Annotated in this window: 24 protein-coding genes; 17 read left to right on the forward strand and 7 right to left on the reverse strand. The window is 74.9% G+C overall.

Translation table 11 applies throughout. The features are described from left to right. Window positions 1-8 precede the first annotated feature (8 nt). Together ACFPK1_RS10255 and ACFPK1_RS10260 are read right to left on the reverse strand one after the other, a co-directional pair. Complete coding sequence (locus tag ACFPK1_RS10255) at window positions 9-299, reverse strand: DUF1330 domain-containing protein (RefSeq protein WP_378020816.1); 291 nt, start codon at window positions 297-299, stop codon at window positions 9-11. Window positions 300-317: 18 nt separating this feature from the next. Continuing rightward, the gene (locus ACFPK1_RS10260; protein ID WP_378020817.1) at window positions 318-1,151 is read right to left on the reverse strand and encodes an esterase/lipase family protein; all 834 of its coding nucleotides are present in this window, start codon (window positions 1,149-1,151) and stop codon (window positions 318-320) included. Window positions 1,152-1,207: 56 nt separating this feature from the next. On the opposite strand from ACFPK1_RS10260, the gene ACFPK1_RS10265 reads away from it, so the two are divergent. Further along, window positions 1,208-2,083: an SCO6745 family protein gene (locus ACFPK1_RS10265; RefSeq protein WP_417281742.1), complete on the forward strand. Its 876-nt coding sequence runs from the start codon at window positions 1,208-1,210 to the stop codon at window positions 2,081-2,083. A 2-nt stretch (window positions 2,084-2,085) separates the two neighbouring features. Here the strand turns inward: ACFPK1_RS10265 and ACFPK1_RS10270 are convergent, their stop codons facing one another. After that, on the reverse strand, window positions 2,086-2,295 hold the full coding sequence (locus tag ACFPK1_RS10270; RefSeq protein WP_378020819.1) for a hypothetical protein: 210 nt from the start codon (window positions 2,293-2,295) through the stop codon (window positions 2,086-2,088). Between the two features lie 57 nt (window positions 2,296-2,352). Between ACFPK1_RS10270 and ACFPK1_RS10275 the strand changes: the two genes are divergently transcribed. Together ACFPK1_RS10275 and typA are read left to right on the forward strand one after the other, a co-directional pair. Then, window positions 2,353-3,336, forward strand: coding sequence for an FAD-dependent oxidoreductase (locus tag ACFPK1_RS10275; protein WP_378020820.1), 984 nt, complete (start codon window positions 2,353-2,355; stop codon window positions 3,334-3,336). Between the two features lie 42 nt (window positions 3,337-3,378). Further along, window positions 3,379-5,304 carry a translational GTPase TypA gene (gene typA, locus ACFPK1_RS10280; protein ID WP_378020821.1) on the forward strand — a complete coding sequence of 642 codons (1,926 nt, stop codon included), beginning with the start codon at window positions 3,379-3,381 and terminating at the stop codon, window positions 5,302-5,304. Here typA and ACFPK1_RS10285 read toward each other — a convergent pair. Both ACFPK1_RS10285 and ACFPK1_RS10290 read right to left on the reverse strand, forming a co-directional pair. Continuing rightward, window positions 5,243-6,709, reverse strand: a complete 1,467-nt coding sequence (locus ACFPK1_RS10285; protein WP_378020822.1) for an NAD(P)/FAD-dependent oxidoreductase — start codon at window positions 6,707-6,709, stop codon at window positions 5,243-5,245. The two genes, typA and ACFPK1_RS10285, sit on opposite strands and share 62 nt — an antisense overlap. Window positions 6,710-6,764: 55 nt before the next feature. After that, complete coding sequence (locus ACFPK1_RS10290; protein ID WP_378020823.1) at window positions 6,765-7,457, reverse strand: DedA family protein; 693 nt, start codon at window positions 7,455-7,457, stop codon at window positions 6,765-6,767. A gap of 143 nt (window positions 7,458-7,600) precedes the next feature. Between ACFPK1_RS10290 and ACFPK1_RS10295 the strand changes: the two genes are divergently transcribed. Continuing rightward, window positions 7,601-7,852 (forward strand): YrhK family protein, encoded by a 252-nt coding sequence (locus tag ACFPK1_RS10295; protein ID WP_378020824.1) that lies wholly within the window; start codon window positions 7,601-7,603, stop codon window positions 7,850-7,852. A 3-nt stretch (window positions 7,853-7,855) separates the two neighbouring features. Here the strand turns inward: ACFPK1_RS10295 and gndA are convergent, their stop codons facing one another. Further along, window positions 7,856-9,295 carry an NADP-dependent phosphogluconate dehydrogenase gene (gndA, locus tag ACFPK1_RS10300; protein WP_378020825.1) on the reverse strand — a complete coding sequence of 480 codons (1,440 nt, stop codon included), beginning with the start codon at window positions 9,293-9,295 and terminating at the stop codon, window positions 7,856-7,858. Window positions 9,296-9,458: 163 nt separating this feature from the next. Here gndA and ACFPK1_RS10305 point away from each other — a divergent pair, with 163 nt between their 5' ends. The 5 genes from ACFPK1_RS10305 (at window position 9,459) to ACFPK1_RS10325 (ending at window position 14,252) form a co-directional block, all read left to right on the forward strand. After that, window positions 9,459-10,238, forward strand: coding sequence for a GH12 family glycosyl hydrolase domain-containing protein (locus tag ACFPK1_RS10305; protein WP_378020826.1), 780 nt, complete (start codon window positions 9,459-9,461; stop codon window positions 10,236-10,238). 74 nt (window positions 10,239-10,312) lie between these two features. Beyond that, on the forward strand, window positions 10,313-10,798 hold the full coding sequence (locus ACFPK1_RS10310; RefSeq protein ID WP_378020827.1) for a GtrA family protein: 486 nt from the start codon (window positions 10,313-10,315) through the stop codon (window positions 10,796-10,798). Window positions 10,799-10,954: 156 nt separating this feature from the next. Then, entirely contained in the window at window positions 10,955-11,773 is an 819-nt protein-coding gene (locus ACFPK1_RS10315; protein WP_378020828.1) for a GH12 family glycosyl hydrolase domain-containing protein, read from the forward strand. Window positions 11,774-11,799: 26 nt separating this feature from the next. Further along, the gene (gene hisD / locus ACFPK1_RS10320; RefSeq protein ID WP_378020829.1) at window positions 11,800-13,131 is read left to right on the forward strand and encodes a histidinol dehydrogenase; all 1,332 of its coding nucleotides are present in this window, start codon (window positions 11,800-11,802) and stop codon (window positions 13,129-13,131) included. After that, window positions 13,128-14,252, forward strand: coding sequence for a histidinol-phosphate transaminase (locus ACFPK1_RS10325; protein ID WP_378020830.1), 1,125 nt, complete (start codon window positions 13,128-13,130; stop codon window positions 14,250-14,252). Before hisD ends, ACFPK1_RS10325 begins: the two co-directional genes overlap by 4 nt. Here ACFPK1_RS10325 and ACFPK1_RS10330 read toward each other — a convergent pair. Beyond that, window positions 14,231-14,734: a winged helix-turn-helix transcriptional regulator gene (locus ACFPK1_RS10330; RefSeq protein ID WP_378020831.1), complete on the reverse strand. Its 504-nt coding sequence runs from the start codon at window positions 14,732-14,734 to the stop codon at window positions 14,231-14,233. The two genes, ACFPK1_RS10325 and ACFPK1_RS10330, sit on opposite strands and share 22 nt — an antisense overlap. Window positions 14,735-14,813: 79 nt before the next feature. On the opposite strand from ACFPK1_RS10330, the gene ACFPK1_RS10335 reads away from it, so the two are divergent. The 8 genes from ACFPK1_RS10335 (at window position 14,814) to ACFPK1_RS10370 (ending at window position 20,026) form a co-directional block, all read left to right on the forward strand. After that, window positions 14,814-15,512, forward strand: a complete 699-nt coding sequence (locus ACFPK1_RS10335) for a dihydrofolate reductase family protein (protein ID WP_378020832.1) — start codon at window positions 14,814-14,816, stop codon at window positions 15,510-15,512. Window positions 15,513-15,542: 30 nt separating this feature from the next. Beyond that, on the forward strand, window positions 15,543-16,148 hold the full coding sequence (gene hisB / locus ACFPK1_RS10340) for an imidazoleglycerol-phosphate dehydratase HisB (protein WP_378020833.1): 606 nt from the start codon (window positions 15,543-15,545) through the stop codon (window positions 16,146-16,148). Next, the gene (locus ACFPK1_RS10345) at window positions 16,145-16,309 is read left to right on the forward strand and encodes a hypothetical protein (protein ID WP_378020834.1); all 165 of its coding nucleotides are present in this window, start codon (window positions 16,145-16,147) and stop codon (window positions 16,307-16,309) included. The genes hisB and ACFPK1_RS10345 overlap by 4 nt, the downstream gene beginning before the upstream one ends. Before the next feature lie 104 nt (window positions 16,310-16,413). Beyond that, on the forward strand, window positions 16,414-17,076 hold the full coding sequence (locus tag ACFPK1_RS10350; RefSeq protein ID WP_378020835.1) for a class I SAM-dependent DNA methyltransferase: 663 nt from the start codon (window positions 16,414-16,416) through the stop codon (window positions 17,074-17,076). Continuing rightward, entirely contained in the window at window positions 17,073-17,747 is a 675-nt protein-coding gene (hisH, locus tag ACFPK1_RS10355) for an imidazole glycerol phosphate synthase subunit HisH (protein ID WP_378020836.1), read from the forward strand. Before ACFPK1_RS10350 ends, hisH begins: the two co-directional genes overlap by 4 nt. Before the next feature lie 100 nt (window positions 17,748-17,847). After that, on the forward strand, window positions 17,848-18,294 hold the full coding sequence (locus ACFPK1_RS10360) for a YciI family protein (protein WP_378020837.1): 447 nt from the start codon (window positions 17,848-17,850) through the stop codon (window positions 18,292-18,294). A gap of 41 nt (window positions 18,295-18,335) precedes the next feature. Beyond that, window positions 18,336-18,749, forward strand: a complete 414-nt coding sequence (locus ACFPK1_RS10365; protein ID WP_378021008.1) for a YciI family protein — start codon at window positions 18,336-18,338, stop codon at window positions 18,747-18,749. Between the two features lie 59 nt (window positions 18,750-18,808). Beyond that, a complete protein-coding gene (locus ACFPK1_RS10370; protein WP_378021009.1) occupies window positions 18,809-20,026 on the forward strand; it encodes an RNA polymerase sigma factor in 1,218 nt (405 codons plus the stop codon). Window positions 20,027-20,041: the final 15 nt, after the last annotated feature.

Below are 20,041 nucleotides of genomic sequence, written 5' to 3' on the forward strand. Positions count from 1 at the left end.
GGGCGGGGTCAGCCCACCCCGTCGACCACCCGGATCTCGCGGGTGGCGCCGTCGCCCAGCGCCTCCAGCGCCCGCTGGTAGGCCGGCGAGTGGTAGGCGGCGACGGCGGCGTCCACGTCGGGGAACTCGATGAGGCTGATCCGCGGGACCTCGCCGCCCTCGAGCACGGCGGCCGGGGCGCCACGCGCCAGGAACCGCCCGCCGCCCGCGAGCATCGCGGGGCCCGCGAGCTCGACGTAGGCGGCGAGCTTCCCCTCGTCGCGGACGGCCGTGAACGTGTTGATCCAGTACGCGGGCACGTCGGGCAACCTAGGCGCTCAGGACGCCCGGGGCGCCCCTTCCGAGCGCAGCGCGTCGCACTGGTCGGGGTCGGCGGTCGGCAGGGGACCGGTCCCGAGGCCCTGGAGGACCAGCCCGACGGCGAGCGGGTCGCTCGGCAGCCGGGAGTGGGCGACGCTCGCGTCCGAGCACACGTCCTGCAGCCGGACCGCGTCGGTGCCGGGCAGCTCGGCGGACTCGGGCGGCGTGACGGTCTCGTCGTCGGCGGTCCACAGCGAGAGCCACGGCAGGCCCGGGGGCGCCGTCGCGATGTCGGAGAGCAGCGCGCTGCCGGGGGCGAGCTGCTGGCAGGCGCGCGGGCAGGCCCCGGGGACGAGCGCGCCCCCGGCGGCCGCGAGCTCGGCGCCCTGCAGCGGCGACCCGAGCGTCACGACGCGCCGGACGGCGGGCGCGGTGCGGCCGCGGTCGAGGTACACGCGGGTCGCGACCCCACCGGCCGAGTAGCCGACGACGTCGACGGACGGGGCGCCGTCGTCGAGCAGCCCGCGCACGGTGTCGTCGATGGTCGCGCCCTGGGCCACGAGGTCGCCGGTGCCGCCCGACGGCAGCTCGACGATCACCGCCCGCCGGCCCTCGGCGCGCAGCCGCTCGGTGAGCCCGATGAACGCCGCGCGGTTGCCGCCGTAGCCCGGGACGAGGACGACCGCGCCGGGGACGTCGGGGTCGGCGGGCGGCGGCACGCGGTACTCGCGGGCCACGCCGAGGCCGACGAGCACGGCGACGACGGCCGCGAGCGCGAGCAGGGCGAGCACGAAGGCGCGCCGGCGCGGGGCCAGCCCGCCGAGCGGAGCCCGCTCGGGCCAGGACGCCATGACCCCCAGTGTGCCCCGGGTGCCGCGGTGATCCGCGTGAGACGGTGGTCCCCGTGATCGCCCTCAACCCGGACGAGTCGGCTGCCGCCACCCTCGCGAAGCGTCTCGAGCCCCTCCACTCGATGATCTACTTCGTCCCCGAGGTGGGCGAGGAGCTCAAGGAGATCGGCGTCCGCCCCCGCGACCAGTACTTCGCGCAGCGCGCCGCCCCGATGGGCGCCGTCGGGCCCGGGCTGGTCGCGGCGACGTTCTTCAACTTCAACCCGGCGCTGGTCGCCCGCACGGTGCCCGGGGTGTGGTCGTCGGCGTCGCCCGGCGACATCGTCAACGCCCGCCTGCGCGCCGCCGACCGCGCGCTGCGCCGCTTCCTCGGCGACGCGGTGTCGTCCGCGGCCGTGGACGAGGCGGCGACCCTGGTCCGCCGGGCCTGCGAGGGCGCGACCCCCGAGGACCGCCCGCTCTACGCCGGCCACGCCGACCTGCCCTGGCCCGAGGAGCCGTACCTCGTGCTGTGGCACGCGGTGACGCTGCTGCGAGAGCACCGCGGGGACGCCCACCTGCACGCGCTGACCTCGGCCGGGCTCTCCGGCATCGAGGCGCTGGTCACCCACGTCGCCACCGGCACGGGCTTCACGGTCGCCTTCGCCCAGCAGAGCCGCGGGTGGTCGCCCGAGCAGTGGGCCGACGCCAAGACGAGCCTCGCCGAGCGCGGCCTCATGGACGGCGACTCGCTCACCCCGCAGGGCCAGGCGCTGCGCGAGGAGATCGAGGACCACACCACGCGGATGTCCCTCGGGCCCTGGCGCAGGCTCGGCGCCGACGGGGTCGCCCGCCTCGCCGAGGTGTCGGCGCCGCTGTCCAAGGCGGTCCTGCCGGCCTTCGCGATCGACGGCGTCTTCGCGCCGAGGTCACCCCGCGCCCGGCAGGGCTGACGTCAGGACAGCTGCTGCGGCGCGCCGGGCGCGCCCTCGACCTTCTTCTCGGCGCGGCCGCGACGGGCCAGCCAGATCCCGCCGCCGACGACGAGCGCCACCGGCACGAGCCAGATCAGCGCCCCGACGAGCCACTGCACGAGCGGCCAGACGACGCCCCCGATGACGACGAGCGCACCGATGCCCACCAGAACCCACACGACGATCCTCATGACCTCGATGGTCGGCCTCGCGACGGCCGCCGGGCTCGGGGTGCGACCCTGAACTCCATGCGGGTCACGGTGGTCGGCGCGGGCATCGTCGGGCTGGCGACGGCGTACCGGCTGATCCGGGCGGGGGCGACGGTGCGCTGCCTCGACGTCGGTGAGCCGATGGGCGCGCGGTCGGCGGGCGACACGCGCATCTTCCGTGTCGCGCACGGCGACCCCGGGCTCGTCGCCGAGGCCCGGCGCGCCTCGGAGCTGTGGGACGACTGGTCGATGACCGCGGGCCGCACGCTCGTCGGCGGTGAGCGCGCGAAGGTCAGCGGGCCCCGGGTGCCCGCGTGGTCGGCGGCGATGACGGCGGCGGGGGCGATCCACCGGGTGGTCGACGGTGTCCTGCACGACCCGGCCGGCGGCGTGCTCGACCTCGTCGGCGCCGGGGCGTTCCTCACCGCCGCGGTGCACCCCGAGAGGGCCGGGGTCCGGGCCGTCGACGCGGACGGCGCCGTCCACACCGACGCCGGCACCGAGCACGCCGACGCCGTGGTCGTCGCCGCGGGCGCCGGGACCCCGGCGCTGGTGGCCCCGCTGGGCATCGACGTCCCCGCCGCGCTCGAGCACCACGCCCGCTTCACCTTCACCGGCCCCGCCGACCAGCCCTGCCACCTCGACGCCCGCGGTGACGGCGACCTCGCCAGCACCTACCAGCACCGCACGCGCGCCGGGCACTGGGCGGTCGGCGGGCACCTGCCCGACGCCGACACGGCCTGGGAGCTGGGCGCGGACGAGGTGGCCCGGCGCTCCCGCGCGGCCGTCGTCGACCACGTCCGCCGCCTCCTGCCCCACCTCGACCCGACCCCGGTCGCCGAGCTGCGGTGCACCCCGATGCGCGGCGCCGGGGACGGGGTGCACCGGGCCCGCGCGGGGGCCGTGCACGTCGTCTGGGGCGACAACCTGGCCAAGCTCGCGCCGCGCATCGGGGAGCTCGTCGCGGCCGACGTGGTGGGGGACACCCCGGTCGGCGGCGGTGGGCGGGATCACGCCCCGTAACCTGGAAGGGCTGCCCCCGATCCTTCCGGCTGGAGTTCCTGCGTGTCCGTCACCGCCCCCGAGCGTTCCGAGTCCGCCTCTGACGATCCAGGGGGACGCTCCGACCTGCGCAACGTCGCGATCGTCGCGCACGTCGACCACGGCAAGACGACGCTCGTCGACGCCATGCTGCGCCAGTCGGGCGCCTTCGCCGCGCGCGCCGAACTGGTCGACCGGGTCATGGACTCGGGCGACCTGGAGCGCGAGAAGGGCATCACGATCCTCGCCAAGAACACGGCGATCCACCGCGACGGCACGACGATCAACGTGATCGACACGCCCGGTCACGCCGACTTCGGCGGCGAGGTCGAGCGCGGCCTGTCGATGGTCGACGGCGTGGTGCTGCTCGTGGACGCCAGCGAGGGCCCGCTGCCCCAGACGCGCTTCGTGCTGCGCAAGGCGCTCGCGGCCCACCTGCCGGTGATCCTGGTGGTGAACAAGACCGACCGCGCCGACGCCCGGTGCGCCGAGGTCGTCGACGAGTCCCTCGAGCTGCTGCTCGAGCTGGCCACCGACCTCGACCTGGACGACGACGTCGTCGCCGGCCTGCTCGACCTGCCGGTGATCTACGCCAGCGCCCGCGCCGGCAAGGCCTCGACCGAGCGGCCCGCCGACGGCACCGTGCCGGACTCGCCGGACCTCCAGCCGCTGTTCGACACGCTGATGGCCCAGGTCCCGGCCCCGTCCGACGACCCGAACGGCGTCCTGCAGGCCCACGTCACCAACCTCGACGCGTCGTCGTACCTCGGCCGCATCGCGCTGTGCCGCGTGCGCTCCGGGCGCATCCGGCGCGGCCAGCAGGTCGGCTGGTGCCGCGCCGACGGGTCGGTGACCCGCGTCAAGGTCACCGAGCTGCTGCGCACCGAGGCCCTCGAGCGCGTGTCCACCGAGTACGCCGACGCCGGTGACATCGTCGCGGTGGCCGGCATCGCCGAGGTCACGATCGGCGACACCCTCGCCGACCCCGAGGACCCCCGCCCGCTGCCGCGGATCACGGTCGACGAGCCGGCGATCGCCATGACCATCGGCATCAACACCTCGCCGCTGGCCGGGCGCGACCCCAAGCCGGGCACCAAGCTCACCGCGCGCCTCGTGAAGAACCGGCTGGACGCGGAGCTGGTCGGCAACGTGTCGATGCGCGTGCTGCCCACCGAGCGCCCCGACGCCTGGGAGGTCCAGGGCCGCGGCGAGCTCGCGCTGGCGATCCTCGTCGAGCAGATGCGCCGGGAGGGCTTCGAGCTCACCGTCGGCAAGCCCGAGGTCGTCACCCGGGTCGTCGACGGCAGGGTCCACGAGCCGTTCGAGCGCCTCTCGGTCGACGTGCCCGACGAGCACCTCGGGGCGGTCACCCAGCTCCTCGCCGCCCGCAAGGGCGAGATGCTCGAGATGGCGCACTCGGCGTCCGGCCAGGTCCGCATGGAGTTCCGGGTGCCCTCGCGCGGGCTCATCGGCTTCCGCACCGAGTTCCTCACCGAGACCCGCGGCACCGGCATCGCCAACCAGCTCTTCGACGGCTACGGCCCCTGGGTCGGCGAGCTGCGCGCCCGCATCTCGGGCTCGCTGATCGCCGACCGCGCCGGCGCGGTCACCGGCCACGCCGTCGGCCTGCTCGCCGACCGCGGCGACCTCTTCGTCGGGCCGACCACCCCGGTGTACGCGGGCATGGTCGTCGGTGAGAACTCCCGCTCGGAGGACATGGAGGTCAACATCGTCCGCGAGAAGAAGCTGACCAACATGCGTCAGTCCTCGCAGGACGTCCTCGAGCGCCTCACGCCGCCGCGCATCCTGTCCCTCGAGCAGTCGCTGGAGTTCTGCTCCGAGGACGAGTGCGTCGAGGTCACGCCCGGCGCGGTGCGCATCCGCAAGGTCATCCTGGACGCGCAGGAGCGGCACAAGGCCCGGAACCGCTCGAAGCAGGGGCTGGCCTGAGCGCTCCCTCGAGCTCCGCGCGCGTGGGCTGCGGCACGGCCGCGGGGACGCGGGCGAGCGCCGCGCGGGTGGCGGCGACGATCTCCGGGTCGGTGTAGAGCTTCTCCGCGTCGCCGATCATGCCCATGATCCGCACGACCGCCCGGAACGCGAGCGGGTCGACCAGCGCGGCCCGGCGCAGCTCGGTGAAGCTCACGCGCTCGGCCCGGGGCGGCGGCGGGTCCGGCGCCGGCTCGCCGAGGACGGTGTGGCGCAGGGCCGCGAGCCGGGCCGCGTCGGACACGGCCTGGTCGGCGAACCACGGCCGGACGTGCTCGACGACCGCGCGGTCCATCGCGAGGGCCGCCGCCTCCGGGTCGTCGGGGTGCGCCGCGAGGACCTCGGCGAGGTCGGCGACCGTGCGCAGCGCGACGCCGATCCCGCGCCCGAAGGTCGGGTTCGTGGTGCACACGGCGTCGCCGACGGCGAGGAGCCCGAGGGCGACGGGGCGCCCGTCCACCACGAGACGCCGGAGGGTGTTGTGCAACCCGCCCATCACCGCGACCTCGGAGATCGGCTCGAGGGCGTCGAGCCAGGCGGCGTAGTAGGGGACCGTGCGCAGGGTCGCCTCGAAGACGCCCGGATCGCGGGCGGTGCGGAACCGCCGGTCGGCGGCGAGCGGGGCGAGCGCGATCTGGGCGGTGCGGTTGTCGCCGGCCCAGATGCCGAGGGTGAACTCGTCGAGGCCCATGACGACGCGGGCGGTCTCCGGCCCGGGCAGCGCGGCGCCGTCGCGCATCCGGTACTGGCGGCCGAGGTAGGCGAGCCCGCACGGCGCCGACTCGACGGCGCTGCGGCGGGCGCCGATGCCGTCGAGCCACCGGTCGATCGCGGACCGGCGGCCCGCGGCGTCGACGACGAGGTCGGCCGGCACGTCACCCGCACTGGTCCGCACGCCCCGCACGAGGGGCGGATCGGCGCCCTGCGCCAGGAGCCCCGTCACGGTGACGCCGGGCCGCACCGTGACCCCCGGCTCGACGGCCGCGGCGCGTCCGAGGACCCAGTCGAGGGCGGCGCGCCGGCACATGATCGGGCGGAGCTCGTCGTCGCCCGGGCGGGGGGAGCGGTCCTCCAGGGTGGCCGCCATCTGGGACTCGAGCGGTGCCTCCCGGGCCCCGGCCGCGCGCAGGGACGCGAGCACGTCGGGCAGCAGCCGCTCGAGCAGCAGCCGGGTGCCCGCGAGCAGGACGTGAGGCTGGACGATCTGCGGGGCGGTCGGGCGCAGGGCCCGGGCGGCGGCGGTCTCGAGGTCCGGCGCGGGCGTCAGGTCCTCGCGCTCGAGCACCGTGACGCGGTGCCCGCGGCGCGCCAGCACCAGCGCCGCGCAGAGCCCTCCCGCGCTGCCACCCACCACCGCGACGTCCATGCCGGCCCCACCGTCGCTCGATCCCCCGGCGACCGTAGCGGCTCGGCGGGGTCGGTCACCAGAACGTCGGGCGCTCGATGACCTGCGTCGGCGCCTCCATCTTCTTGACCTCGCGGTGGCGCCGGTAGCGGCGCACGAGCATGACCACCACCAGCGAGCCGAGCAGCACGATGACCACGGTCTGGAAGAACCCGGCGTACCGCTCGACGAGGTGCCAGCGCGACCCGAGCGCGTAGCCGCCGCCGACGAACACGCTGTTCCAGATCAGGCTGCCCAGCGCCGTGAGCCCGATGAACTCCCACCACGGCATGCGGCGCTGCCCGGCGGGGATCGACACGAACGAGCGCACACCGGGGATCATGCGGCCGACGAAGACCGCCGCGCGCCCGTTGCGGTCGAACCACTGCTCGGCCTTGACGACGTCGCGCTCGTGGACGAGCGGCATCTTCGCCAGCGTGCGGCGCAGCCAGGCGTCCGAGGCGAGCATGCCGATGAGGTAGAGCGCGACCGCCCCGACCACCGAGCCGGCGGTGGTCCAGATGATCGCCGACAGCACCGAGAACTCGCCGCGACCGGCCGCGAACCCCGCCAGCGGCAGGATGATCTCGCTGGGGATCGGCGGGAACAGGTTCTCCAGCGCGACGATGAGCCCGGCCCCGGGCGCACCCAGCGTGGACATGAGGTCCGCGGCCCAGCCGGCCAGGCCGGAGTCGGTGGGGGGAGCCGGTGGCGCGGCGGCGCTGATCACGGGGAGGAGCGTCGGCATGAGGAGGGAACGAACGGGACGGCGATCGTTCTCCCACCGGGGGTGTGATTCGTCCGGTTCCCGCTCCGGCCCGTTCATTCCCGGCGGGTGACCCGCGGTGCGGCGGTCGCGACCACCCTCGACGCATGCTGCTGCTGATCTACGTCCGCCACATCCGCCGCTACGCGCACGACATCCCCTGGGTCCACATGGGCGTCGCCCTGTTCGGGAACGCCGCCTTCGTGGTCGGCAGCCTGTTCTTCCTCAGCCCGACGCTGACCCGGGCCGGGACGTGGCTGTTCGTCGTCGCGTCCTGGGGGATGCTCATCGGTGTGATCGGCGAGATCCTGTCCCGCTACGAGGCGAAGCAGCGGGCCAGGATCACGACGGTGGCCTGAGCCTCAGCGCTCCTCCTGCGGGCGGCCCTCCTCGGCCCAGCGGGTGTGGAACGTCCCGGGCCGGTCGGTGCGACGGTAGGTGTGGGCGCCGAAGAAGTCGCGCTGGCCCTGGATCAGGGCCGCCGGCAGGCGCTCCGCGCGCAGCGCGTCGTAGTACGCCAGCGCCGTCGAGAAGCCGGGCGCCGGGATGCCGAGCTGCGCGGCCACGGACACCACGCGGCGCCACGCGTCCTGCGCGCCGGCGAGGGCCTCGCGGAACGACGCGTCGGTGAGCAGCGTGGGCAGCTGGGGGTCGCGGCGGTAGGCGGCGGTGATCTCGTCGAGGAAGCGGGCGCGGATGATGCAGCCGCCGCGCCAGATCGAGGCCACGGCGCCGAGGTCGATCGACCAGTCGTACTCGGCGGCGCCGGCCTGGATCTGGTTGAAGCCCTGGGCGTACGCGACGATCTTCGATGCGTAGAGCGCCTGCTCGATGTCGTCGGCGAAGCCCTCGGCGGCGGCGCCCTCGAGCACCGCGCCGGACGTGCCGGGCAGGTCGCGGGCCGCGTCGCGCAGGTCGCGGTGCCCCGACAGCGAGCGGGAGAACACCGCCTCGCCGATGCCGGTGACCGGGACGCCGAGCTCGAGCGCGCCCTGGACCGTCCAGCGGCCGGTGCCCTTCTGCTCGGCCTCGTCGGCGACGACGTCCACGAACGGCTTGCCGGTGTCGGCGTCGACGTGGGAGAGGACCTCGGAGGAGATCTCCATGAGGTAGGAGTCGAGGCGCCCGGCGTTCCACTGGCGGAAGGTGTCGGCGATGGCGGCCGGGTCGAGCCCGAGGCCCTTGCGCAGCAGGTCGTAGGCCTCGGCGATGAGCTGCATGTCGGCGTACTCGATGCCGTTGTGGACCATCTTCACGAAGTGGCCCGCGCCGTCGGCGCCGATGTGGGTGCAGCAGGGCTCGCCGTCGACCTTCGCCGCGATGTCCTCGAGCAGCGGACCGAGCGCGTCGTAGGCCTCCTTCGGTCCGCCGGGCATGATCGACGGCCCGTTGAGCGCGCCCTCCTCGCCGCCCGAGACGCCCATGCCGACGAAGTTCAGGCCCTTCTCGGACAGCGCCTTCTCGCGGCGGCGCGTGTCGAGGAAGTGGGCGTTGCCGGCGTCGATGATGACGTCGCCCTGCTCGAGCAGCGGGGTGAACTCGTCGATCACGGCGTCGGTCGCCGCCCCGGCCGGCACCATCAGCACGATCCGGCGCGGCCGCTCGAGGGCGTCGACGAACTCCTGCGCCGACTCGGACCCGACGAAGGTGCCCTCGTCGGAGAAGTTCTCCACCAGGTCCCGGGTGCGCTGCGCGGAGCGGTTGTGCACCGCCACCACGTGCCCGTGACGGGCGAGGTTGCGGGCGAGGTTGCGCCCCATCGTGGCCAGGCCGCTGACGCCGATCTCGGCTTTCGCACTCACGCGGTGCAGAGTGCCCACCCGACCACCGGTCACACCAGTACCGACCGGTGATCAGATCGGTGGCCTCTCGGTGGGTGACCGGCCGGTCACGGACCCGAGTGGGTGACACACCCGCGGCGCCCTCCGCGCGTTGATCCGCCGACGACTCTCGGGGGGATCGACGATGGGGACACGACGGAGGTGGCTCGCGAGCGCGCTGATCGGCGGGCTCGTCGCGACCGGCCTGCTGACGGGCTCGGGGAGCGGTGTCGCCGCACCCGCGCGCACCTGCGAGCAGTTCGGGTCGTTCCCGCTCGCCGGCGCGACCTACGTCGTGCAGAACAACCGCTGGGGCGCGAGCACCGAGCAGTGCGTCACCGCCGCGAGCACCGGCGTCGGCTTCACCGTCGACACGGCGCGGCACACCAACACCACCGGGCCCGCGGGCTACCCGTCGCTCTACCGCGGCTGCGTGTACGGCTACTGCACGGTGGACAGCCCGTTCCCGCGGCGGGTCTCCGACCTCGGCACCCTGCGCTCGAGCTGGGTGACGTCGCGGCCGACCGGCGCCGGGACGCAGCAGTACAACACCGCCTACGACGTCTGGTTCGACCCGATCGCCACCCAGGCCGGGCGGAACACCGGCGCCGAGATGATGGTGTGGCTCAACCGGACCTCGTGGGTCCAGCCGATCGGGCGGAAGTACTACGAGATCACGCTGGCCGGCACCCGCTGGGAGGTCTGGTTCGGGCGCATCGACCTCCCGGTGATCTCGTACGTGCGCAAGACGCCGGTGACGTCGGTGTCGAACCTGCCGCTGTCGGACTTCGTCCGCGACGCCGTGCGCGCCGGGGTGGTCAGGCCGACCTGGTTCCTCACCAGCGTCCAGGCGGGCTTCGAGCCCTGGACCGGCGGCACCGGGCTGCGGACCTCGTCGTTCTCGGTCACCCGCAACGGGCGCTAGGTGTTCACGCGACGGTCATCCCGTGGCCGTCGGATGCCCTGCGCGCAGGGGTCCCGGGTCGGTGGGATGGGGGCGTGGACCGGTCCCGCGCGCGCTTCCGCCGCGCCTGCGCCGCGGTCGTCGGCGTCCTGCCCGGGCCGCTGCGCCGCGTCGTCGCCCCGAGCCTGGTCGGCTTCGCGGTCGTCAACGGCTTCACCTTCGCGGTCGACCTGCTGCTGCTCTCGCTGCTGATCGACGGCGCGGGCCTGCCGCTGGGGGCCGGCGTGACGGTGGCCTACGGCACGGCGTTCGCGCTGAGCTTCGTGCTCAACCGGTGGCTGAACTTCGACGCCGAGCGCCCCGTCGGCGTCCAGGTGGGGCGCTACGTCGCGGTGATCGCCGTCAACTACGCCGTGATCGTGCTCGGCGTGACCCACGGGGCCACCGCCCTCGGCGCGCCGTACCAGCTCGCGCGCCTCGGCGCGGGGCTGTGCGAGGCGGTGTTCATGTACGGCGCGATGCGGTGGTGGGTGTTCGGACGGGCCAGCCATCGCCGCACCGCACGGACACCGGGGTCGTGACGCAGCGGGCTTTCCGGTCCCCTCCTGCTGTGCCGCTCGGGCTACGGGCCACCGACGTCCGGCGTCTCTTCGTCACGATTCGTAACGGATCGTCCGGAGGCGTCGCTGCCACCGTGACGGCGACCCGCAGGGGGTCGCGGGGAGACGGGGGGCACGATGGACCGGGGGACGACGACGGGGCGCGGGCGGGTGGTGGCCGTGGCGGCCACGATCGGTGCCGTCCTCGTGCTGCTGGCCTCGACGTTGCTGGTGGCGGGCTCGGCCGCGGCCGCACCGGCCCCGACACCGGTGCGGACCTGCGAGAAGTTCGGCTCGTTCCCGCTCGGCGGGGGCGTGTACGTGGCCGCCAACAACGTCTGGGGCGCCGACACCCTCCAGTGCATCAGCAACTCCGGGGCGCGCGGCGACTCGGGCTTCGTCGTCGATCCCGCCGAGCACGTCAACACCACCGGCCCGGCGGGCTACCCGTCGATTTACCGGGGGTGCGTCTACGGCTACTGCACGGGCGGGAGCCCGTTCCCGCGGCGCGTGGACCAGCTCGGCACCGTGACCTCGTCCTGGAGCACCAGCGGGCCCACCGACCCGGCGAGCACCTACAACACGGCCTACGACCTCTGGTTCGACCCGAACGCGAACCAGCCCGGCCGCAACACCGGGGCCGAGCTGATGGTGTGGCTGAACACGACCGGCGTGCAGCCCATCGGGACGAAGGGCCCCACCGTGACCATCGCCGGCGCCTCCTGGGACGTCTGGCAGGGCACGCTCGACGGCCTGCCGGTGATCTCCTACGTCCGGACCGTCGGGACGACCTCGGTGAGCAACCTGCCCCTGCACTCCTTCGTGGCCGACGCCACCGCGCGGGGCGTCGTGCAGCCGGCCTGGTACCTGACCAGCGTCCAGGCCGGCTTCGAGCCGTGGACCGGGGGCGCGGGGCTGCGGACGATCTCCTACTCGGTCACCCACAAAGGCCGCTGATCTGCCCGGACGCCTACCCTGGACGCGTGCTGTCCCGGATCGACCTGCGCGCCGCCGTCCCCGCCCCCGCCGAGCTGCGGGCGATCGTGCCCCGCGCCGCGGTCGACGTCGACGAGGTCGTCGAGCGGGTGCAGCCGGTGATCAACGCCGTCCGGGAGCGCGGCGCGGAGGCGGCCCTGGAGTTCGCCGAGCGGTTCGACCGCGTGCGCCCGGCGTCGGTGCGGGTGCCGACGGCCGCGCTGCGCGAGGCGCTCGACGGTGTCGACCCGGACGTCCGCGCCGCGCTGGAGACCTCGATCGAGCGGGCCCGCACCGTCCACGCCGACCAGCGCCGCACCGACACCACCACGCAGGTGGTGCCCGGCGGCACGGTCACCGAGCGCTGGGTGCCGGTGTCCCGCGTCGGGCTGTACGCGCCCGGCGGGCTCGCGGTCTACCCCTCCAGCGTCGTCATGAACGTGGTGCCCGCCCAGGAGGCCGGCGTGGAGGGGCTGGTCGTCTGCTCGCCGCCGCAGGCCGAGTTCGGCGGGCGCCCGCACCCGCTGATCCTCGCGGCGGCGGCGCTGCTCGGCGTCGACGAGGTGTGGGCGGTCGGGGGCGCCCAGGCGGTCGCGCTGCTCGCGTACGGGGGAGTGGACACCGACGGCGCCGTCCTCGAGCCCGTCGACATGGTCACCGGCCCCGGCAACGTCTACGTCACCGCGGCCAAGCGGGTGCTGCGCGGGCGCATCGGCATCGACTCCGAGGCCGGCACCACCGAGATCGCGATCCTCGCCGACGACACCGCCGACCCGGTGCACGTCGCGGCCGACCTCATCAGCCAGGCCGAGCACGACCCGGCGGCCGCCTCGGTGCTCGTGACGACCTCGCCGGAGCTCGCCGACGCCGTCGACGCCGAGCTCGCTGGCCAGGTGGCCACCACCAAGCACACCGAACGGATCACCACGGCCCTGTCGGGCCCGCAGTCGGGGACGATCCTCGTGTCGTCGGTGGCCGACGGTCTGGCGGTGGTCGACGCCTACGCCGCCGAGCACCTGGAGATCCAGACCGCGGACGCCCGCGGGGTGGCCGCGCGGGTGCGCAACGCCGGCGCGGTGTTCGTCGGTCCGTACAGCCCGGTCTCGCTCGGCGACTACTGCGCGGGCTCCAACCACGTGCTGCCGACGGCCGGGTGCGCGCGGCACTCCAGCGGGCTGTCGGTGCAGACGTTCCTGCGCGGCATCCACGTCGTCGACTACTGCGCCGACGCGCTCGCCGAGGTGGCCGACCGCGTGGTGGCCCTCGCCGACGCCGAGGACCTGCCCGCCCACGGGCAGGCCGTCACCGCCCGGTTCGACCGCCGGGAGCCCCGGTCGTGAGCGACGTCATCGGCGCCGGGGTCGCCCTCGGCGACCTGCCCCTGCGCGACGACCTGCGCGGCCGCAGCCCCTACGGCGCGCCGCAGCTCGAGGTGCCGGTCGCGCTCAACACCAACGAGAACCCGTTCCCCCCGCCGCCGGCGCTGGTGGCGAGCGTGGCCGCCGCGACGCGCGAGGCGGCCGCGACCCTGCACCGCTACCCCGACCGCGACCACGTCGCCCTGCGCACCGCACTCGCGGCGTACCTGACGCGGGCCACCGGCGTGCCGCTCGCGACCGAGAACCTGTGGGCCGCCAACGGCTCGAACGAGGTGCTCCAGCAGCTGCTGCAGGCGTTCGGCGGGCCCGGGCGCCTCGCGCTGGGCTTCGAGCCGAGCTACTCGATGCACCCGATCCTCGCCGCCGGCACGCGCACCGAGTGGCTGCCCGCCCCGCGCCGCGACGACTTCTCCCTCGACGCCGCCCAGGCCGTCGACGTCGTCACCGAGAAGCAGCCCGACGTGCTGTTCGTGACCACGCCGAACAACCCCACCGGCCAGTCGATCGAGCTCGACGAGCTGCGGACGATCGCCGAGGCGGCCACCGGGCTGGTCGTCGTCGACGAGGCCTACGTCGAGTTCTCCTCGGGCCCGAGCGCGGTCGAGCTGCTCGAGCCCCTCGGCCACAAGCTGGTGGTCAGCCGGACGATGTCCAAGGCGTTCGCGTTCGCCGGCGGGCGGCTCGGCTACCTCGCGGCGGCGCCGGCGGTGATCGAGGCGCTCATGCTCGTCCGCCTCCCGTACCACCTCTCGGCGCTCACCCAGGCCGCGGCGCTCGCCGCGCTCGAGCACGCCGACGACACCCTCGCCCTGGTCGCCACCCTGTCCCGCGAGCGCGACCGGATCGCGGCCGCGCTCGCCGACCTGGGCGCCCACGTCGTGCCGAGCACCGCGAACTTCCTGCTCTACGGCGGCTTCCCGGCGCGGCACGCGGACGCGCACGCCGCGTGGCAGGCCTACCTCGACGCCGGCGTGCTCGTCCGCGACGTCGGCATCCCCGGCATGCTGCGGGTCACCGTCGGCACGCCCGAGGAGAACGACCGGTTCCTCGAGGTGAGCGCTCAGGTGCTGGCGGCGGGCTGACGTGCGGCCTCGCGGGCCGCGCGCAGGCGCTCCAGCACGGGCTCGCGGGGGTGGCCCGGGGCGGGCGCGCCGAGGTGGGTCACCCGCAGCTCGGCCATGAAGTCCTCCCACATCGCGGGCCCGCCGTCCTCGAGCAGCCGGGCCCGGACGGCGAGCTCCTCGGTGGTGTCGCGGTGGCGCAGGCCCCAGGAGCCGAGCGCGACGAACACGGGGATCAGCGCGATCGAGGACTCGGTGAGGCTGTAGGTGGCGCGCCGGCCGCGGCCCGGGTCGTCGCGGGTGAGCATCCCGTCGTCGACGAGGCGGTGCAGCCGGTCGGCGAGGATGTTCGACGCGATGCCCTCCTCGGAGCCGGCCAGCAGCTCGCGGAAGTGGCGCCGGCCGCCGAAGGTGATGTCGCGCAGGACGAGCAGCGTCCAGTGGTCGCCGAGGGCCTCGACCGCCCGGTTGATCGGGCAGCCCGACCGTCCGTCCTGCCTCATCGGCACCTCCGCAGCGTCCCCCGACAGTGGTTGCACTTTACCACTGCATGACGCTAGCTTCGGCGGTACCGGTTGCGAAATGCTATCACTGAGGCCCGGAGGACACCATGGCCCGTCTGCGCGTGCACGCGTTCACCCTCACCCTCGACGGCTTCGGCACGGGCCTGCACCAGCGGGTGGACGCCCCGTTCGGCGACGGCGTCGAGGGCCTGCACGACTGGATGATGCCGAGCTTCTCGCGGAGACGAAGCATCGAGGAGAGCACGCCGATGGGGGAGCTCGACCATCGGGACAGCCGGGGGACCGGGGTCGACGACGCCGCCTTCCGCGCCGGGGAGGAGAACATCGGCGCGACGATCATGGGTCGCAACATGTTCGGACCCGTGCGCGGCGCGTGGCCCGACGAGAGCTGGCGCGGGTGGTGGGGCGAGGACCCGCCGTACCACCACGACGTGTTCGTCCTGACCCACCACGCCCGGCCCTCGCTCGCGATGGACGGCGGCATCCACTTCCTCGAGGCCACCCCGACGGAGGTCCTGGCCCGCGCGACCGAGGCCGCCGGCGGAAGGACGTCCGCCTCGGCGGGGGCGTCGCCACCGTCCGGGCCTTCCTGGCCGAGGGTCTCGTCGACGAGCTGGACCTCGTCGTCGCGCCGATCCTGGCGGGCGCGGGGGAGCGGCTCTTCGAGGGCCTGCACGACCTGCCGGCCGGCTACCGCGTCGACGCCCTGGTCCCGGGCGAGTCCGGCGTGGTCCACGCGCGGGTGGTGCGGCGGTAGGACACGCGTCCGATCCGTACCCTGGAACCCGTGAGCCGCACGGGACGCGTGGAGCGCGTGACCAAGGAGTCGAGCGTGCTCGTCGAGATCGACCTCGACGGCACGGGCCGCACCGAGGTCGCCACCGGGGTGCCGTTCTTCGACCACATGCTCGACGCGCTGGGCAAGCACGGTGCGCTCGACCTCGTGGTCCGGGCCACCGGCGACGTCGAGATCGACGCCCACCACACCGTCGAGGACGTGGCGATCGTGCTGGGCCAGGCGCTCAAGCAGGCCCTCGGCGACAAGTCGGGCATCCGCCGCTTCGGCGACGCCTGGATCCCGATGGACGAGGCGCTGGCGCAGGCCGTGGTCGACGTGTCCGGCCGTCCGTACTGCGTGCACACCGGCGAGCCCGAGTCGATGGCCGGGTTCGTGGTCGGCGGCAACTACCCGACGGTGCTCAACCGGCACGTCTTCGAGTCGATCGCGTTCCACGCCGGCATCGCGCTGCACGTGCGCGTCACCGGCGGGCGCGACCCCCACCACATCACCGAGGCCGAGTACAAGGCGATCGCCCGCGCCCTGCGCGCGGCCACCGAGCCCGACGCGCGCCTCGTGGGCCCGGCGTCGACCAAGGGTGTCCTGGAGTCGTGAGCGGTGACGACCTCCTGATCGTCGGGCTGCTGGCCCTCGGCGGGTTCCTCGTCGGCGGGGTCGTCAGCTTCTGGCCGCGGAACAAGATCGGCGCCACCATCTGCGCGGTCCTCGCCGTGCTCGCAATCGGCGGCGCCGTGCTGCGGCTCCTGCCCGCCTGACGAGGCGGATGTCCGGTCGGGTCCGTGAGCAGCGTCTCGCGGGTGGTCCGCGGGACGGCGCGGATCGGTAATCTCGATCGGGCACAACCGGACCGGGAGGCAGGGTGGACGGCGCCACGGGTGCGGCGGCTCGACTCGCCCTCCTCGACGCGGGCACCGACGTGTCCGTCACCCGCCGCGTCTACGACGAGTGGGCCCCGGACTACGACGGCGAGGACGTCGCGGCGCTGATGGGGCACCGGAGCCCCGTCGAGGTCGCCGAGCGGGTCGCCGGGCTGGTCCCGCCGGACACCGAGGTGCTCGACGCGGGCTGCGGCACGGGTCTCGTCGGCGCCGCGCTCGCGGCGCGGGGCTTCCGGTCGGTCGACGGGCTCGACCTCTCGCCGGGCATGCTCCGCCGCGCCCGGCGTCGCCGGGTCTACCACGATCTCGGGCCGGCCGACCTGCGCCTGGTCACGCCCGGCGCCGCCGCGAAGTTCGGCGTCGTCACCTGCGCCGGCGTGCTCGCGCCCGGCCACCTCGGCCCCGGCGCGCTCGTCGGTCTCGTCCGCGTGCTGCGGCCCGGGGGCCTGCTCGTCGCGACCGTCGCCGAGGAGTCCTGGATCGCGGAGGGCTACGACCGGACGCTCAAGCGCCTGGTCGCCGACGGCTACGCCGACGTCGTCGGGGACGCGGACGGGGCGGACCCGGCGGGCCCCGGGCGGCTCCTCGTGCTCGAGGCGCGCGAGGTCCCGGGTCCGGGACGCTCGGTAATCTGGATCCCGTGAGCTCTCCCGCCCCGTCCGTCCCGCGCCCGGCCACCCGCGCCCCACGGGTCGTCGTCCTCGACTACGGGTCGGGCAACCTCCGCTCGGCCGAGCGCGCCCTCGAGCGCGTGGGCGCCGACGTGGAGGTCACCGCCGACGGCCGCGCGGCCCTCGAGGCCGACGGGCTCGTCGTCCCGGGCGTCGGGGCGTTCGCCGCCTGCGCCGCGGGCCTGCGCTCGGTGCACGGCGAGCGGCTCATCGAGCAGCGCCTCGCCGGCGGGCGCCCGGTGCTCGGCATCTGCGTGGGCATGCAGGTGCTCTTCGAGCGCGGTGTCGAGTTCGGCGAGGAGGCGGCGGGCGCGGGCCAGTGGCCCGGCACGGTGGAGAAGCTGCAGGCCCCGGTGCTGCCCCACATGGGGTGGAACACGGTGGACGCGCCGGCCGACAGCGTCCTGTTCGCCGGCATGGCGCCCGACACCCGCTTCTACTTCGTGCACTCCTTCGCCGCGCGGCGCTGGGAGCAGGAGGCGCCGGAGCACTTCCGCCCGGCGCTGGTCACGTGGGCCCACCACGGCGAGGACTTCGTCGCCGCCGTGGAGAACGGCCCGCTCGCGGCCACCCAGTTCCACCCCGAGAAGTCGGGCGACGCGGGGGCCGAACTCCTCTCGAACTGGCTCGGCGCCCTGCGGTAGAAAATCTCCCCGGGTCGGTGTCGAAGACCGCCCGGTCCGTTCGACGCACGGGTGAGCGGCGGGGTGGACGACCCCGCCGACGACCCGCGAGGAGAGCCCGATGCGCTACATGCTGATCATGGAGGCCCCGGAGTCCATGGCGATGGGCGGCCCCGACGCCCCGCCGGCCGAGGAGGTCTTCGAGGCGATGGGCCGCTACAACACCGACCTCGTCGAGGCGGGCGTCCTGCTCGCCGCCGACGGCCTGACGCCGAGCGCCGACGGCTTCGTCGTCACCCACGACGGGGAGGCCCCGACGGTCACCGACGGTCCCTTCACCGAGGCCAAGGAGCTCATCGCCGGCTTCTGGATCCTCGAGGTCGCCTCCCGCGCGGAGGCCGAGCAGTGGGCGCGCCGCTGCCCGATCGGGCCGGGCGTGCGGCTGCAGGTCCGCCGGATCGCCGAGATGTCCGACCTCGAGGACGTCGCGCCCGCCGAGGTGCTCGACGCCGAGGCCACCCTGCGCCGGCGCCTCGCCGAGAACGAGGCCGAGCGCGAGCAGGTCTGACCCCCGACAACACCCTCACGAGGAGATTCACCGTGCGCTTCATGCTCCTGCTCAAGTACGACGAGGCCGCCCAGGCCGAGACGCCGCCGGACCCCGCGATGTTCGAGGAGATGGCGACGTTCAACACCGCCATGGTCGACGCCGGTGTCCTGCAGGCCGGCGAGGGCCTGCTGCCCAGCGCCAAGGGCGCGCTCGTCGCGTTCGACGGTGAGGAGCCCACCGTCACCGACGGACCGTTCGCCGAGGCCAAGGAGCTCGTCGGCGGGTTCTGGATCCTCAAGACCGACTCGTTGGAGGACGCCGTGTCCTGGGCGCGCCGCGCTCCGTTCCGGGCCGGCGAGCGTATCGAGGTGCGCAAGGTCGCCGAGGCCGAGGACTTCGAGGGCATCGCGCCGCCCGAGGTCCTGGAGGCCGAGGAGGAGCTGCGCGCCCGTCAGGCTCAGCAGCAGGGGTGACCGCCCCGGCGACCCCCGCCCACGGCGATCCCTACGCCGTCCTGGAGACGGTGTGGCGGATGGAGTCGGCCCGGATCGTGGCCGGCGTCGCGCGCCTGGTGCGCGACGTCGGCCGGGCCGAGGAGCTCGCCCACGACGCCCTGGTCGCGGCCATGGAGCAGTGGCCCGCGCAGGGCGTCCCGGACAACCCGGCGGCGTGGCTCTCGTCGACCGCGCGGCGGCGGGCGATCGACCTGATCCGCCGCGAGCAGACGCTCGCGCGCAAGACAGAGACCCTCGAGGCGGGGGAGTCGGGGCTCGCGCCGGGCGCGGACGCCGAGGTGGGCGACGGCGCGGCCGCGGTCGGCGACGACGTCCTCGCGCTGCTGTTCGCCACCTGCCACCCGGCGGTGGCCCGCGAGTCCCGCGTCGCGCTCACGCTGCGGCTGTTCGGCGGCCTGACCACCGACGAGATCGCCTACGCGTTCCTCGTCCCGTCGCCCACGATCGGGCAGCGGATCTCGCGGGCCAAGAAGCGACTCGCGGGGGTGGGCCCGGAGGCGCTCGCCGTGCCGGTCGGCGACGAGCTGACCGCCCGGCTCGGCGCGGTGCTCGAGGTGATCTACCTCGTGTTCAACGAGGGCTACACGGCGACCACCGGCGTCGACTGGACGCGCCCGACGCTGTGCGTGGAGGCCATGCGCCTCGGACGCGTCCTCGCCGCGCTGAGCCCGCGGGAGCCGGAGGTCCACGGACTCGTGGCGCTCATGGAGCTGCAGGCCTCGCGCCTGCGGGCGCGCGTCGGGCCGGACGGCGAGCCGGTGCTGCTCGGCGACCAGGACCGCTCCCGGTGGGACCGCGTGCTGCTGGGCCGCGGGCTCGCGGCGCTGGCGCGCGCCGAGGAGGCGGGCGCGCGCGGGCGCTACACGCTGCAGGCCGCGATCGCCGCCTGCCACGCGCGGGCCCGCTCGACCGACGACACCGACTGGGCCGCGATCGCCGCGCTGTACGCCGAGCTCGCGGGGCTCGCGCCCTCGCCGGTGGTCGAGCTGAACCGGGCGGTCGCGGTGGCGCGGGCCGACGGGCCGGAGGCCGGGCTCGCGGTGCTCGAGCCGCTGCGCGACGACCCGGCCCTCGCCGGCTACCACCTGCTGCCCGCGGTGCGCGCCGACATGCTGACGACGCTCGGGCGCCTGGACGAGGCCGTCGGCGAGCTCGACCGGGCGCTGGAGCTGGTCCGTACGGTCGCCGAGCGCGAGCTGCTGGAGCGGCGCCGGGCGGCTCTGCTCGGGGGCTGATCACCCCCTGGTTAC

The sequence above is a fragment of the Actinomycetospora rhizophila genome (genome assembly GCF_042657905.1).
GTDB classification, from domain to species: Bacteria; Actinomycetota; Actinomycetes; order Mycobacteriales; family Pseudonocardiaceae; genus Actinomycetospora; species Actinomycetospora rhizophila.